The sequence below is a fragment of the Nocardioides sp. SLBN-35 genome, from assembly GCF_006715725.1.
Classification (GTDB): Bacteria; Actinomycetota; Actinomycetes; order Propionibacteriales; family Nocardioidaceae; genus Nocardioides.
On sequence record NZ_VFNU01000001.1, the window covers coordinates 3414875 to 3429456 of the forward strand.

The 14582-nt window shown below is 70.5% G+C and carries 11 protein-coding genes; 6 read left to right on the forward strand and 5 right to left on the reverse strand.

Annotated features, from left to right (window positions below; all coding sequences use genetic code 11):
- Positions 1 to 1581 carry a helix-turn-helix transcriptional regulator gene (locus tag FBY23_RS16595; RefSeq protein WP_260806587.1) on the reverse strand — a complete coding sequence of 527 codons (1581 nt, stop codon included), beginning with the start codon at positions 1579 to 1581 and terminating at the stop codon, positions 1 to 3.
- A gap of 5 nt (positions 1582 to 1586) precedes the next feature.
- Entirely contained in the window at positions 1587 to 4193 is a 2607-nt protein-coding gene (locus FBY23_RS16600) for a DNA translocase FtsK (protein ID WP_141799152.1), read from the reverse strand.
- 99 nt (positions 4194 to 4292) lie between these two features.
- On the opposite strand from FBY23_RS16600, the gene FBY23_RS16605 reads away from it, so the two are divergent.
- The 3 genes from FBY23_RS16605 to FBY23_RS16615 all read left to right on the forward strand — a co-directional run bounded on the left by FBY23_RS16605 (position 4293) and on the right by FBY23_RS16615 (position 8509).
- Positions 4293 to 4721 carry a hypothetical protein gene (locus FBY23_RS16605; RefSeq protein ID WP_141799153.1) on the forward strand — a complete coding sequence of 143 codons (429 nt, stop codon included), beginning with the start codon at positions 4293 to 4295 and terminating at the stop codon, positions 4719 to 4721.
- The gene (locus FBY23_RS16610) at positions 4718 to 5143 is read left to right on the forward strand and encodes a heavy metal-responsive transcriptional regulator (RefSeq protein WP_141799154.1); all 426 of its coding nucleotides are present in this window, start codon (positions 4718 to 4720) and stop codon (positions 5141 to 5143) included. Before FBY23_RS16605 ends, FBY23_RS16610 begins: the two co-directional genes overlap by 4 nt.
- A gap of 249 nt (positions 5144 to 5392) precedes the next feature.
- Entirely contained in the window at positions 5393 to 8509 is a 3117-nt protein-coding gene (locus FBY23_RS16615) for a M4 family metallopeptidase (protein ID WP_260806588.1), read from the forward strand.
- A gap of 118 nt (positions 8510 to 8627) precedes the next feature.
- Here FBY23_RS16615 and FBY23_RS16620 read toward each other — a convergent pair whose 3' ends face one another.
- Positions 8628 to 10313, reverse strand: coding sequence for a ribonuclease J (locus tag FBY23_RS16620; protein ID WP_141799156.1), 1686 nt, complete (start codon positions 10311 to 10313; stop codon positions 8628 to 8630).
- Complete coding sequence (gene dapA / locus FBY23_RS16625; protein WP_141799157.1) at positions 10313 to 11200, reverse strand: 4-hydroxy-tetrahydrodipicolinate synthase; 888 nt, start codon at positions 11198 to 11200, stop codon at positions 10313 to 10315. The genes FBY23_RS16620 and dapA overlap by 1 nt, the downstream gene beginning before the upstream one ends.
- 85 nt (positions 11201 to 11285) lie before the next feature.
- On the opposite strand from dapA, the gene FBY23_RS16630 reads away from it, so the two are divergent.
- Positions 11286 to 11951 (forward strand): alpha/beta fold hydrolase, encoded by a 666-nt coding sequence (locus FBY23_RS16630; RefSeq protein ID WP_160158270.1) that lies wholly within the window; start codon positions 11286 to 11288, stop codon positions 11949 to 11951.
- On the opposite strand, the gene FBY23_RS16635 is transcribed toward FBY23_RS16630, so the two are convergent.
- Positions 11935 to 12879: an LLM class F420-dependent oxidoreductase gene (locus FBY23_RS16635; RefSeq protein WP_141799159.1), complete on the reverse strand. Its 945-nt coding sequence runs from the start codon at positions 12877 to 12879 to the stop codon at positions 11935 to 11937. The two genes, FBY23_RS16630 and FBY23_RS16635, sit on opposite strands and share 17 nt — an antisense overlap.
- A gap of 123 nt (positions 12880 to 13002) precedes the next feature.
- Here FBY23_RS16635 and FBY23_RS16640 point away from each other — a divergent pair, with 123 nt between their 5' ends.
- Positions 13003 to 13380: a hypothetical protein gene (locus FBY23_RS16640; RefSeq protein WP_141799160.1), complete on the forward strand. Its 378-nt coding sequence runs from the start codon at positions 13003 to 13005 to the stop codon at positions 13378 to 13380.
- On the forward strand, positions 13380 to 14579 hold the full coding sequence (locus FBY23_RS16645) for a hypothetical protein (protein ID WP_141799161.1): 1200 nt from the start codon (positions 13380 to 13382) through the stop codon (positions 14577 to 14579). The genes FBY23_RS16640 and FBY23_RS16645 overlap by 1 nt, the downstream gene beginning before the upstream one ends.
- Positions 14580 to 14582: the final 3 nt, after the last annotated feature.

The following is a 14582-nucleotide window of genomic DNA, read 5'->3' on the forward strand; positions in this document are numbered from 1 at the left end:
TCAGGAGCCCGCGACGGTCTTGGAGACCTCGGACCCGGTCTCGCCGAGCGCCTGCGGCTTCTTGCCGCCGATCGCGTAGGTCACCGACCCGTCGGAGCTCCAGATCCGCACCGGCGGCACCACCTTGAGCTCGGAGGTCTGCCCGAAGGCCAGGTTGCCGTCGAAGACGATCTCGCCGGCGGCGTCGCGGATGACAAGCTGGGCTCCCCCGCCGGCCGCGACCAGGCTCAGCTTGACCGGGTCGCCCTTCGCGGCGGCGGCCTTGGAGATGCCGCCGCTCTGGTTGAGGACGGGGGTGTCGCCGACCGGGGCGGGGCCGCCCATGACCAGACGGGCCACGGACCAGACCAGCACCGCGCCCATCACCGCGGCGATGAGCACCGACCAGTTGCGGCCGCCGCGGGTGCTGCGGATCGAGCCACCGGTGCCGGTGGCGAGCTCGGCCTCGAACACGCGACGAGGGTCGACGGGGGCGTCGGCATAGGTGTCGTCGTACGACGCCACGAGCGGACCCGCGTCGATGCCGAGCACCCGCGCGAGGGTGCGCAGGTGGCCACGGGCATAGAAGTCGCCACCGCAGGGAGCGAAGTCGTCGACCTCGATCGCCTCGATGACGTGGGGACGGATCCGGGTCCGCTCGGAGAGCTGGTCGATCGTCAGCCGCAGACGGTCGCGGGCGGCGGTCAGCTCGGGCCCGATGACCGGCTGGGCGGCCGGCTGCAGCGCGAGGTCCTCGAGGACGACGGTGACGTCCCCGGCCTGCTCGGTCGCGAGCGGCGCGTCGACGACCGGCGCCCGGATGAGGGTCGGGCGGTCCAGCTCGACCCGCGCCGCGAGCACGGTGGTGCGCTCGGGAGTGGGCGTCTCTTCCTCGACGGCAGCGAACTCGTCGGTGGTCTCGGTGTCCTCGGCGAGGACCACCTCACCGGTGTCCTCGAAGTCGGCCTGCCGACCGCTCAGTCCGGCTGCCACCCGCGCGGCGATGCCGCGCCGGGCCTCGGGGGCGGCCGGCGCGTCGTCGGGGTACAGGTCGCTCAGCGTGGGCACCGACTCGGCGCGGGGCGCGGTGCCCTCGTCGGCCAGGCCCGGCACCACCTCCACCACGTCGGCACGGCCGTCGGCGAGGTCGGCCAGCGCGTCGCTCAGGGAGCCGGTCTCGACGCCGACCACGCGAGTCGCCAGCGTCAGCGGTACGACGAGCTGCTGGTCGTCGTACCCGTCGACGAGGACGTGCCCGTCGCGGACCAGGCCACGTCGCGGCAGGTGCTCGAGACAGTCGATCTCGGGCCAGGCGATCCCGCGCCAGGTCGCCCCCTGGCGCACCCGCACGCCGTGGTGGTCGGCGACCAGCAGCGGAGCACGACCGTCGACGAGGGCGGCCACGTGCGCGACGGCGACCAGGGCCAGCACGCCGAAGGACACCCAGTCCAGGGTGCTGCCGCCACTGAAGGCGCGCACCGCGAAGGCGACCGTCAGCAGCGCGGCGAACCCGCCGACCGAGGCCGACAGGGCGATGTTGCGGCGGACCTCGATCTGGCGGCCGGTGGTCTCGATCGGGTGCTCGGTCGGGTTCTCGCTCATCTCGCTCACGCCTCCCCCTGGATGGTCATGATCACGGCATCGATCTCGTCGGGCTTGACCAGCACGTCGCGCGCCTTGGACCCCTCGCTGGGCCCGACGACGCCGCGGCTCTCGAGGATGTCCATCAGCCGGCCGGCCTTGGCGAAGCCGACACGGAGCTTGCGCTGCAGCATCGAGGTGGAGCCGAACTGCGTGGAGACCACGAGCTCGATCGCCTGGATGACCAGGTCCATGTCGTCGCCGATGTCGTCGTCGAGCACCTTGCTGGACGCTGCCGGCGCGGTGACGTCCTCGCGGTAGCTCGGCTCGAGCTGGCCCTTGCAGTGCTTGACGACCTGCTGGATCTCGGGCTCGCTGACCCAGGAGCCCTGCACGCGGATCGGCTTCGAGGCACCCATCGGCAGGAAGAGACCGTCACCCTGGCCGACCAGCTTCTCGGCGCCCGGGGTGTCGAGGATGACCCGGCTGTCGGCGAGGCTGGACGTCGCGAACGCCAGACGGGACGGGACGTTCGCCTTGATCAGGCCGGTGACGACGTCGACCGACGGGCGCTGCGTCGCGAGCACCAGGTGGATGCCAGCGGCACGGGCGAGCTGGGTGATCCGGACGATCGAGCTCTCCACGTCACGCGGAGCGACCATCATCAGGTCCGCGAGCTCATCGACGATCACCAGCAGGTACGGGTACGGCGTCAGCGTGCGCTCGCTGCCCGGCGGGACCTCGACCTTGCCCTCGCGCACGGCCTTGTTGAAGTCGTTGATGTGCCGGAATCCGAAGTTGGCCAGGTCGTCGTACCGCATGTCCATCTCGCGGCAGACCCACTCGAGCGCCTCGGCGGCCTTCTTGGGGTTGGTGATGATCGGCGTGATCAGGTGCGGGACGCCCTCGTAGGCGTTCAGCTCGACCCGCTTGGGGTCGACCATGATCATCCGCACCTCGTCGGGCGTGGAGCGCATCAGCACCGAGGTGATCATCGAGTTGATGAAGCTCGACTTTCCGGAGCCGGTGGCACCGGCGACCAGCAGGTGCGGCATCTTCGCGAGGTTCGCGACGACGAAGCCGCCCTCGACGTCCTTGCCGAGGCCCGCCACCAGCGGGTGGTGGTCGGTGCGAGCGACGTTGGAGCGGAGCACGTCGCCGAGGGAGACGATCTCCTTGTCGGTATTGGGGATCTCGACGCCGACCGCGGACTTGCCGGGGATCGGGCTGAGGATGCGGACGTCCTCCGAGCCGACGGCGTAGGAGATGTTGCGCTGGACGCCGAGGATCTTCTCGACCTTGACGCCCGTGCCGAGCTCGATCTCGTAGCGGGTGACCGTCGGGCCGCGCGTGTAGCCGGTGACCTGTGCATCGACGTTGAACTCGTCGAGCACGCCCTGCAGCCGGCTGACGACGTCGTCGCTGGCCTTGGAGCGCGCCCGGTGCGGGTCGCCCGGCTTGAGCGCGGTGGCGTCGGGCAGCGTGTAGACGATGTCGCCGGACAGGGCGAGCTGCTCGACGCGCTGGGGCAGGTCGGCGTGCGGCGGCGGCTCGAGCTCGCCGGTCTCGTCGTCGGCGGTCGTGGACTGCGCCAGCCGACGGGCGATGAGCGCGTTCGACCCTGCCTCCGGGTCGACCGGCTCGTCGTCGACGAGCGGCACGTCGATGGGCGTGAGCAGCTCCATCGACTCCTCGGCCGGGTTCGGCTCCTCGTCCTTCTTGCGCCGCCGCTTCTTCGGCTCGGCGAGGACCGGGGAGTCGTACGCCGGGTCGCCCATCCGCTCGAAGGTGTCGTCGATGCTCAGCGGACCGGCGTTCTCGTCGTCGTGGTGGCGGCCGAGCAGCAGGTCGCCGATCTCGCGCAGCCGGTCGGGCACGCGGTACAGCGGCGTCGCCGTGATCACGAGGACACCGAAGAAGGCCAGCAGCGCCAGCAGCGGTACGACGACCGCCGGCGCACGGAGCAGGTCGAGCAGCAGCGCCGAGACGACGTACCCGACCGCGCCGCCGCCGTCGCGCAGCGGCGTGGTGTCGCCCTGGACGGGCTCGGGGCTGCCGTTGGCGATGTGGACGATGCCGAGCAGCCCGAACGCGAAGGCGGTCCAGCCGATGACCTGGCGACCGACCGGGCCGTTGCCGACCGGGTCGCGCATGACGCGCCAGCCCGCGGCCAGCACGAGCAGCGGCACGAACCAGCCGATCTTGCCGACCGAGCCGGACACCGCGGCGCGGGTGAAGTCCATGACGCCACCGGGCACCTCGAACCAGACCGCGCCGGTGATGATCAACGCAAGCGCGACCAGGAGCAGGCCGAAGCCGTCGCGACGCTGCTCGGGGTCGATGTCACGGGCGCCGTGACCGACTCCGCGGGTGACCGCGCCGATGCCGTGGGCGAAGGCGAGCCACAGGGCGACCACTCCCCTGCCGAGCGCGGTGAACGCGCGCAGCACCGGCCCGGGCCCGCTGCGCACGGCGCGCGGGGCAGGCCGCTTCGCCGCCGACTTCTTGGCCGGCGGTCGCTTCTTGGTGGTCGTACTCCGGGTACGCGAGCTGGCTGTCTTCTTCACGCCCGAGCGGGAGGAAGAACTGGTCCTGCTGCGCGACGCCGGCGGGGAAGACGTACGGGTCGCCATGACACCAAACCTAGGCGATCGTCCCACCAGTCACAGGGACCACAGAGGGGTGTGTCTCGCTTGACTCTGCACCATGGTGCAGGGTCGATCGTCACGTCCATGAAGATCACTCCTCAATCAGCCCGTCGCGTCGTGCGCGCCTCCGCCGTCTACGACCTCATCGCCAGCGCCGGCTTCGCCCTGCCGTGGACCGTGGCCGGCACCTTCGCGCTGCTCGACAGCCTGCACCGGGCCTTCGGCCTCACCGGAGCCGTGCCCGACGCCGACGCGACCTTCACCGTCCTGTTCGCCAACCTGACCGGCAGCCTGGTCGTGGTGTGGTCCGTCGTCCGGATCTGGCGTCCCACGCTCGCCTTCGGCGCGGCCGACACCGTCGCGCGGGTGCTGTTCTCGGCCGCCATGCTCAGCGCCCTCGGCAGCGGCGCGAGCCCGGTCGTCCTCGCGTTCCTGGTCCCCGAGCTCACCTGGGCCGTGGTCCAGGGCGGCGCCGTCGCGTTGGCGAGCGGTCGTCGTACCCTCGCGGCGTGAACATCGCCGAGCTGGCCGAGCGGGCCGGGGTGAAGGTCTCGACCCTGCGGTTCTACGAGCGCCGAGGCGTGCTGCCGGAGCCGCCCCGGACCACGAGCGGCTACCGCGACTTCGACGAGTCGGACGTGGTCCGGGTGCGCTACCTGCGCCGCGGACAGCAGCTCGGGTTCACTCTCGCCGAGCTCGGCGAGCTGACCGCGCTGTCGGGGACCCGGGTGGTCGTGGCGGGCGAGGTCGCCGCTCGCGGGCGGGACAAGCTCGCCGAGATCGACGCCCGGATCGCCGACCTGGTCCAGCTCCGCGGTGCCCTGGCCGGCCTTCTCGCCCTTCAGTGCACGGATCCCGACGAGCCCTGCCCGATCATGCATTCGCTCGGGAGCGAGGCCGGTCCCGAAGTTCCTGCGGCCCAGCGGCCCGCCTGACGCAGAGTTTGCTCCGAACCTCTGGACCGCCCGCATTCCTGCCCCTAGGGTGCCGAGAACGTGCGCGGGAGCCGGTACCCCTAGACCTGCCGAGGGCACGTTCTATCTCGAGGAGAACATTTCGTGAGACTCAACCTTCCTGACGCCCTGAGGAAGGGCGTCGGACTCTCTCTCGTCGGGGCGGCCCTCGTGGTCATCCCCTCGACGGCGACGGTGGCAGCACCGAAGGATCCCTCCGTCGTGCAACAGATGCGCGGCGAGGCCAGCGGAAACGTCGCGGTGACGACCTCACCGGCCACCGACAAGGTCAGCTTCATCAGCGCGACCGAGGACCTCTACCCCTCCGAGCAACTGGGCAAGTCCCGCGGCGGAGCCGAGGCCAAGGCCAGCGGGTACGTCGACAAGTACGCCCGCGCGTTCGGTGCGACCTCCGCCCAGATGAAGCAGACGACCACGACCCAGACGCCTGCCGGCTACACGGTCGACTTCGCGCAGTCCTACCAGGGCGTGCCCGTGTTCGGCGCGAAGCTGCGCGCCCACGTCGACACCCAGGGCGACCTGACCTCGGTGACCGGGTACGTCGTACCGAAGATCGATGTGAACGTGACTCCGCGCCTCGACAAGGACGCCGCGGTCGCCAAGGCGATCAAGCTCGCCGCCGAGGCCCCGGCCGGCCGGGGTGAGGCCGCGACGGCGAAGCCGAAGGCGAGCGACCTGAGCGCGACCAAGGCGGACCTGGTGGTCTACCGGATGGGCGCGATCCAGGGCGTCGAGGGACGCAACCTGCTGGCGTGGGTGGTCGAGGTGACCGACGGGAAGCAGGTCCGCGAGACGTCGGTCCTCGACGCGGAGACCGGCAAGCCGGTCAACCGCTACACGATGATCGCGCACGCGCTCGACCGCGAGCTCATCGAGGCCCACGACGGCGACGCACCGCGCGAGACCGTCTGGGTGGAGGGCCAGCCCTTCCCCGGCGCACTCGACGAGGACCAGCAGAACGAGGTCCAGGGCACCGGTGAGGCCTACTGGTTCTTCAAGAACTCCTTCGGCCGCGACTCCTACGACGGCGAGGGCGCGAAGATGGTCACGGTCAACAACGACCCGGCCATCAACTGCCCGAACGCCAACTGGAACGGCGTGTCGACCAACTACTGCTCCGGGGTGTCCTCCGACGACACGGTGGCGCACGAGTGGGGCCACGCCTACACCGAGTACACCTCCGGCCTGCTCTACCAGTGGCAGCCGGGAGCGATGAACGAGGCCTACTCCGACATCTGGGGCGAGACCGTCGACATGCTCAACGACCGGTACAACGACGTCACCGTCGAGGGACCGGACGGCGATGTTGTTCTCGACGAGACGACCCACCGCAACGACGACGGCCGCTGCTCCCTGGCGACCCCAGGCGATCTCACCTTCACCATCAACACGCCCGCCTCGGTCGCCGGTCCCTGCGCGGTCGTGAAGCCGACCTGGTCGGCCGATTTCGGCGACAAGTTCGACCCGGCCAACACGGGCGTCACCTCCGACCTCGTGGTCGCGACCGACACGGACCCGAACCCCGACCCGGCGGTCGGCAGCACCACCGACGGCTGCGACGCCGTATGGGCCAACGCGGCAGCGGTCCAGGACAAGCTCGCGTACGTCGACCGGGGCTCGTGCACCTTCCAGGAGAAGATCGACCACGCGGTCGCCAACGGCGCCACCGGCCTGGTCATCGCCAACAACGTGGACGGCATGATCAGCCCGCCGGGGACCGCTCCGGCCGGCTTCTACGGCGCGTCGGTGTCGAAGGCGGACGGAGACAGGATCAAGTCGGTGGGCACCGCCAACATCACGATCAAGGAGAGTCTCGCCAACCGTGACGAGAGCGCGCGCTGGCTCTCGGGCGAGGACGACCCGGCCTTCGGCGGCGCGATCCGCGACATGTGGAACCCGACCTGCTACGGCGACCCGGGCAAGGTGTCGGACGAGGAGTACTCCTGCTCCACCGACGACAACGGCGGCGTCCACAGCAACTCGGGCGTGGTCAACCACACCTACGCGCTGCTCGTCGACGGTGGCACCTACAACGGCGTGACCGTCGAGGGGATCGGCCTGGACAAGGCCGCGCAGATCTTCTGGCGCACGCAGAACGAGTACCTCACCTCGACCTCCGGTTTCGCGGAGCTGGCTGACGGACTCGAGCAGTCCTGCGCCGACCTGCGCGGCATCGGCGGACTGAACAAGCTCGCGGTGGGCACCAGCCCGACCGGCGGCGCGGCCGTGGCTCCGGCGGACATGGCGCCCATCACCGCGGCCAACTGCGCAGCAGTGGCGGCCGTCGCCCAGGCGACCCAGCTCCGGGTCGAGCCCGTCCAGTGCAACTTCCAGCCGATGTTCAAGACCGGAAGTGTGAGCTGTGGCGCTGGGACGAAGACCGACGTCTTGTGGTCCGAGGGCTTCGAGTCCGGCCTCCCGGCCGGCTGGGAGGAGTCGGTCGACGCACCGAACGCGCACTTCCCGACGAAGCTGACGACCGACCTGCCGATCGTCACCGAGGGCGGCACGCAGCACAAGGGTGGCGGCACCGTGCTCTACTTCGACGACAAGGGCGACGACGGCAACTTCGGCAGCTGCCAGGGTGACGCCGACGACTACTCGTCGCGGGTCAGCATGGCCACCAAGGAGCTGACCGTGCCGAGCGGCACGCTGCCCCGCTTCTCGTTCGACCACTACATGGCCTCCGAGGTCGAGTTCGACGGTGGCAACGTGAAGGTGTCGGTAAACGGCGGCGCCTACGCCCTTGTCCCGGACGACGCCTGGCTGCTCAACGCTCCGGGCGGACACCTGGAGACCGAGGAGGGCGGCAACACCAACCCGATGGCCGGCGAGCCTGCGTTCACCGGTGCCGACGGCGGCCAGCCGACCGGCGCCTGGGGCACCTCGGCCATCGACCTGTCCAAGGTGGCCAAGGCCGGCGACAAGGTGAAGGTCCGGTTCGACTTCGGCATGGACGGCTGCAACGGCAACAACGGCTGGTTCGTCGACAACGTCGAGATGAGTGTCTGCACCGCCGGCACCCCGCCGGCCGCGGGCACCGCGACCGTCTCGCCGAAGGCGAGCGCCAAGAACGGCGTCGTGAAGATCAAGATCGCCACCGCCGGCGGCGTCGCGCTGGCCGGTCCGGTGACGGTCACGATCAAGGGCAAGACGTACACCGGGACCGTGGTCGACGGCGTACTGAAGATCAAGGCCAAGAAGCAGCTCAGGAAGCTGTGGAGGCAGGGCAAGCGCAAGGTCAAGGCGAGCGTGAACTACCCCGGTGACGCGAAGATCGCCGCGTTCAGCGCGAAGGTGACGATCAAGCTGAAGGGCAAGCAGTAGCGGTCACCCACAGGGTGCATGAATCCCCGGCCAGCCGGGGATTCATGCACCTGTCGGGGGTTGCAACCCCCATCAAGTGCTGGAATCCCCGGTCGACCGGGGATTCATGCAGCCCGACCTAGGCCTCCACGACCACCGGGATGATCATCGGGCGTCGCTTGTGGGTGTTGCTCACCCAGCGGCCGATGGTGCGGCGCACAGTCTGCTGCAGCTGGTAGGTGTCGGTGCTGCCCTCGCTGAGCGAGCGGTTGACGGCATCGATGATCGGCTGCTTGATCGACTCGAAGTCGGAGTCGGCCCAGGCGTGGCCGCGGGCGTGGATCTCGGGGCCGGCGGAGACCTTTCCGGCAACGGAGTCGACGACCACGATGACCGAGATGAAGCCCTCCTCGCCGAGGATCCGGCGGTCCTTGAGCTCGGACTCGGTCACGTCGCCGACCGACTGGCCGTCGACGAACACGTAGCCGCACTCGACCTTGCCGACCACCGAGGCCACGCCGTCGACGAGGTCGACCACGACGCCGTCCTCGGCGTACACGACGTTCTCGACGCCGGTGGCCTTGGCGAGGTCGCCGTTGGCGAGCATGTGCCGGACCTCGCCGTGGACGGGCAGCACGTTCTTGGGCTTGACGATGTTGTAGCAGTAGAGAAGCTCGCCGGCGCTGGCGTGGCCGCTGACGTGGACGAGGGCGTTGCCCTTGTGGACGACGTTGGCGCCGAGGCGGGACAGGCCGTTGATCACCCGGTAGACGGCGTTCTCGTTGCCGGGGATCAGGCTGGAGGCGAGCACGACGGTGTCGCCCTCCTCGAGGTGCACGAAGTTGTGGCTGCGCTGCGCGATCCGGGCCAGGGCGCTGAGCGGCTCGCCCTGGGAGCCGGTCGAGATGAGGACCTGGCGCTCGGGGGCGAGGTCGGCGAGCTCCTTGGCCTCGACCATGACGCCCGGGGGGACGTGGAGGTAGCCGAGGTCGCGGGCGATCGCCATGTTGCGGACCATCGAGCGGCCGACGTACGCCACCTTGCGGTCGTACTTCACCGCGGCGTCGAGGACCTGCTGGACGCGGTGCACGTGGGAGGCGAAGCACGCGACGATGATCCGTTGCTTCGACTCGGCGAAGGCCTGCTCGAGCACCGGGGTGATCTTGCGCTCGGCGGTGGTGAAGCCGGGGACGTCGGCGTTGGTGGAGTCGGTGAGGAAGAGGTCGACGCCCTCCTCCCCCAGCCGCGCGAACGCCCGCAGGTCGGTGATCCGGCCGTCGAGCGGCAGCTGGTCCATCTTGAAGTCGCCGGTGTGGAGCACCATGCCCGCGCCGGTGCGGATCGCGACCGCGAGCGCGTCGGGGATGGAGTGGTTGACCGCGACGAACTCCAGGTCGAAGGGACCGAACGAGATCCGGTCGCCCTCCTTGACCGTGTGGAACGGCGTCTGGCGCAGCCGGTGCTCGCGCAGCTTGGAGTTGACCAGTGCGAGGGTCAGTTGGGAGCCGACGAGCGGGATGTCCTGTCGCTCGCGCAGGAGGTACGGCGTCGCGCCGATGTGGTCCTCGTGCCCGTGGGTGAGCACGAGCGCCTCGACCTTGTCGAGCCGGTCCCGGATCGCCGCGAAGTCGGGGAGGATCAGGTCGACGCCCGGGTGGTGGTCGTCGGGGAAGAGCACGCCGCAGTCGACGATGAGCAGCCGGCCGTCGTACTCGAAGACGGTCATGTTGCGCCCGACCTCGCCGAGGCCGCCCAGCGGGATGACCCGCAGGCCGCCCTTGGGGAGCTTCGGCGGCGCGGAAAGCTCGGGGTGCGGGTGGCTCATCAGAGCAGGCCCGCCGCGGCGAGTCCGGCGCGGAGGTCGGCGACCTCGGCGTCGTCGAGGGCCATCAGTGGCGCTCGGACCGAGCGGTTGCCGAGCACTCCGACCAGCTCGAGGGCCGCCTTGGCGGTGGTCGCGCCGTAGTTGGGCACGCCCATGATCGCCTCGAAGGCCGGGACCAGGCCGGTGTGGATGCGCAGCGCCTCCGCGTGGTCGCCCGCCAGGAAGGCGTCGATCATGGCGCGCAGCTGGGTGCCGGCGACGTGGCCGACGACCGAGACCAGTCCGGTGGCGCCGTACGCGAGGTAGCCCAGGGTGTTGACGTCGTCGCCGGAGTAGACGACATAGCCGAGGTCGACCAGCTGGGCGGCGCGGGACAGGTCGCCGGTGGCGTCCTTGACCGCGATGACGGTCTCCCACTGCTTGGCCGCGACGTAGGTCTCGAGCGCGATCTTGGTGCCGGTGCGGCCGGGCACGTCGTAGAGCATGACCGGGACGGCGGTCGCCTCGACGACGTGGCGGAAGTGGTTGAGCACGCCGGGCTGGCTGGGCTTGTTGTAGTAGGGCGTGACGAGCAGCAGCCCGTCGGCGCCGACCTTCTCGGCCTGCCTGGCGAGCTCGACCGAGTGGCGGGTGTCGTTGGTGCCGACCCCGGCGACGACCTTGGCCCGGTCGCCGACCGCGTCCTTGACCGCGGCGAGGGTCTCGCCGTCCTCGGCACCCGTGGTGGTCGGCGACTCGCCGGTCGTGCCGGACACCACGATGCCGTCGTTGCCGTTGTCGACCAGGTGCTTGGCGACCTTCTGCACCCCGTCCAGGTCGACCGAGCCGTCCTCGAGGAACGGCGTGACCATCGCGGTCAGCATGGTGCCGAAGGGTGCAGAAGTCATGGGTCAAGGCTATCGCCCCCGGCCGGTTTCCCTCACGTCGCCACGACCCCCGGCACTGTCGGTGGCCGGTGGCAGGGTCGTCGTCATGACCGAACCCGTCCTCTTCCTCAGCGGCTCAGGCCTTCCTGCCTGGATCTGGGGCGACGTGCGCGCCGGGCTCGGCGAGTCCGCGGTGGCACCCCGCCCGGACTCCCCCGACGCCGGTCCGATGGAGTACGCCGTAGCGGCGCTCGGCTCCGTGGAGTGGCCCCGGTTCGCGGTGGTCGCACACTCCGTCGGCGGCGTGGTGGCGCAGGCGATGCTCGCAGCCGCGCCCGACCGCGTCGCGGGCGTGCTCGGCGTGGCCGCCGTCTGGCCGGCGCCCGGGCGCTCGTTCACGGCTGCGCTGCCCGTGCCCCAGCGCTGGCTGCTCCCTGCGATCCTCCGGCTGGCCGGCACCCGTCCGCCGGAGAAGCAGTTGCGCGCCGGGTTCGGCGCCGGCCTGCCGGCCCCGACCGTCGATCGCCTGGTCGCGGAGTTCACGCCCGAGTCCCGTCGCCTGTTCGTCACGGCGGCGCCCCGGGGCCGGGCGCCCGAGCGGGCCGGCTACGTCCACACGACCGACCGCGAGGTGCCGCCCGACCTGCAGCGGCGCTGCGCGCAGGCCCTGGGCGCGGACTTCACCCGCGAGCTGGCGACGGCTCACCTGCCGATGTTGCAGGACCCCGCCGGCCTCCTCGCCGCGGTCGCCGACTTCACACGTGCGGCATGACCTCCGCCGCGACCAGCCGCAGGTGGTCGAGGTCGGCGAGGTCGAGGACCTGGAGGTAGATCCGCTGGGCGCCGAGGTCGCCGTACCGCCTGATCTTCGCCACGACCTCCTCCGGAGTCCCGGCCAGCCCGTTGGCGCGCAGCTCGTCGACGTCCCGGCCGATGGCGGCGGCGCGGCGGGCGATCGCCGCCTCGTCCCCACCGACGCAGAGCACCAGCGCGTTGGACCAGGTGATCGAGGCCGGGTCGCGGCCGATCTCCTCGGCGGCCCGCCGGACCCGCCCGAACTGGACGGCGGTGAGCTCCTCGTCGACGAACGGCAGGTTGAACTCGTCGGCGTAGGCCGCGGCGAGTGCCGGCGTCTGCTTCTTGCCGACCCCGCCCACCAGCAGCGGTACGCCGCCCCGGTGACCGCTGCTCTGCACCGGCTTGGGCAGCGCCGGGCTGTCCGCGAGCTGGTAGTGCTGCCCGTCGAAGGCGTACAGCTCGCCGACCGGGGTGGACCACAGGCCGGTGACCAGCTCGAGCTGCTCGGCGTACCGCTCGAAGCGCCCGCGGGTGTCGGGGAACGGGATGCCGTAGGCGGTGTGCTCCTGGGCGAACCAGCCGGCGCCGATGCCGAGCTCGACCCGTCCGCCGCTCATCTGGTCGACCTGGGCGACCTGGATCGCCAGCACGCCGGGGTGGCGGAAGGTGGCGCTGGTCATCATGGTGCCGAGCCGGATCGTGCTCGTGTCACGGGCCAGGCCGGCAAGGGTCGTCCATGCGTCGGTGGGGCCGGGCAGCCCGTCGCCGCTCATGTGCAGGTAATGGTCACTGCGGAAGAAGGCGCCGAAGCCGAGCCGCTCGGCCTCGAGGGCGACGGCCAGCAGGTCGTCGTACGTCGCACCCTGCTGCGGTTCGGTGAAGACACGAAGCTGGACTCCCATGCCGTCCACCCTGCCAGGTGCCCGGCTGGCCGGGACCCGGGCCCCTGACGCTGCGGTTTTGACCACACCCCGGAGGGGTAGTTGGCTCGCGGCACACACAGCAGGCCGTGGAGGAAGTCAACAGTGACGATCGACATCAGGATCGACCGGATCTACCGGGCGGCGCACAAGCAGATCCCGGCGCAGGCCGCGGAGTTCAGCAAATGGGGTGTCGACATCGCGCACGCGACGGCCACGATCCAGAAGGAGATCGCGCCGACCAGTCACGCCATCGGCGGCCAGATCGGGGCGCTGGGCGAGGAGATCACCTTCCGGCTGCGGCAGCTGACGCGCACCCTGAACGACTGCGCCGTCGCGCTCGACCAGATCGCCGACGACTTCTCCGCGCGCGACGCGGAGGCCCAGGCCTTCCTGGCCGGCCACGCCAAGTGGCTCGAGACCAGCGGCTACGAGGGCACTCCCGACCAGGCCCCGCTCCCCGACCTCCCGAAGGACCTCTGATGAACCAGGCTGCGCCCGACGGCGGTGGCGGCGGGGACTTCCGCTCGGAGCTGGTGGCGGAGCTGAGCGTCGCCTGCCAGTACTTCCGTGAGCTCGCGGTCAACGAGGAGGCGGTCGAGCAGCTGACCCAGCTCGACCAGCGCCGCATCGAGTGCTCCGAGAACGGCGCGACCTACTACCCCTGGCCGGTCTCGGTCAGCTTCCCCGGGTCCCACGGTTTCTGGGCCCACACGATGATGAGGACCGCCGTCGGCGCCGGCATCCAGATCAACGACCTGATGTGGGGCGGCGACAACGGCACCCAGTTCAACGTCAGGGCCCAGCAGCTCGTCGACGCGGCGGACAGCTACGCCATGTCCCTTCACGGCGGCACCTGCGAGTACCTCTGCAACGTCATCCTCGACACCGACACGGCCGCCCTGTCCTCCGCCGCGCAGAAGCTGGCCGGCGCCGCCTCGGGCCTGATCAAGATGACCGATCCCTACACCAGCGACGGCGACTCGCTGCCCGGCTTCGTGACCGAGCTCCGGGCCAGCGGCTGGACCCCGGGATCCCTCGGCTCCGACTCGTTCTACGACTTCTACGGAACGCTAGCCATCACGGCCGAGGACTACGCCGAGTCGACCCAGATCCTCGCGGTCACCAGCATCGCCGTCGCCGCGGTCATCCAGCAGTACCGCAACAACATGATCGCGATCGTCAAGGGGGCGCGGAAGAGCGCCGAGAAGGCCCTCCAGCACTGGCAGGACTCCGCGGGACCGGTCTACGTCTCCCAGTGGGCCTCGCTGATCCGCGACGACGACATGAAGGTGCTCGACGGGATCAGCACCGCTCTGGACATCCTCGGCTTCATCCCGGTCGTCGGCGACGCCACCGGCACCCTGGCCAATGTCGTCACCGCCGGACAGTTCCTGGGCAACCTCAAGTTCCCCGCGGAGTGGAAGGTGGTCGCCGAGAGCCGCGATCTCCACGAGAACCTGCACGTCGCGATGATCGCCTGCGAGGCGGAGCTGCTGAAGGCCCTCGACACGGTCCTCAACAGCGACCAGCAGTCGGTCGTCGACGCCGACGGCAAGGCTGCCGACGCGGACGGCGACGGGAAGCCGGACACGATCACCAAGCCCCGGTCCTTCGCCGAGGAGGTCCAGCACGCCGAGGGCAACCCTTCCTGGAAGCTGCCGTCCGTCGAGTTCAGCTGACGC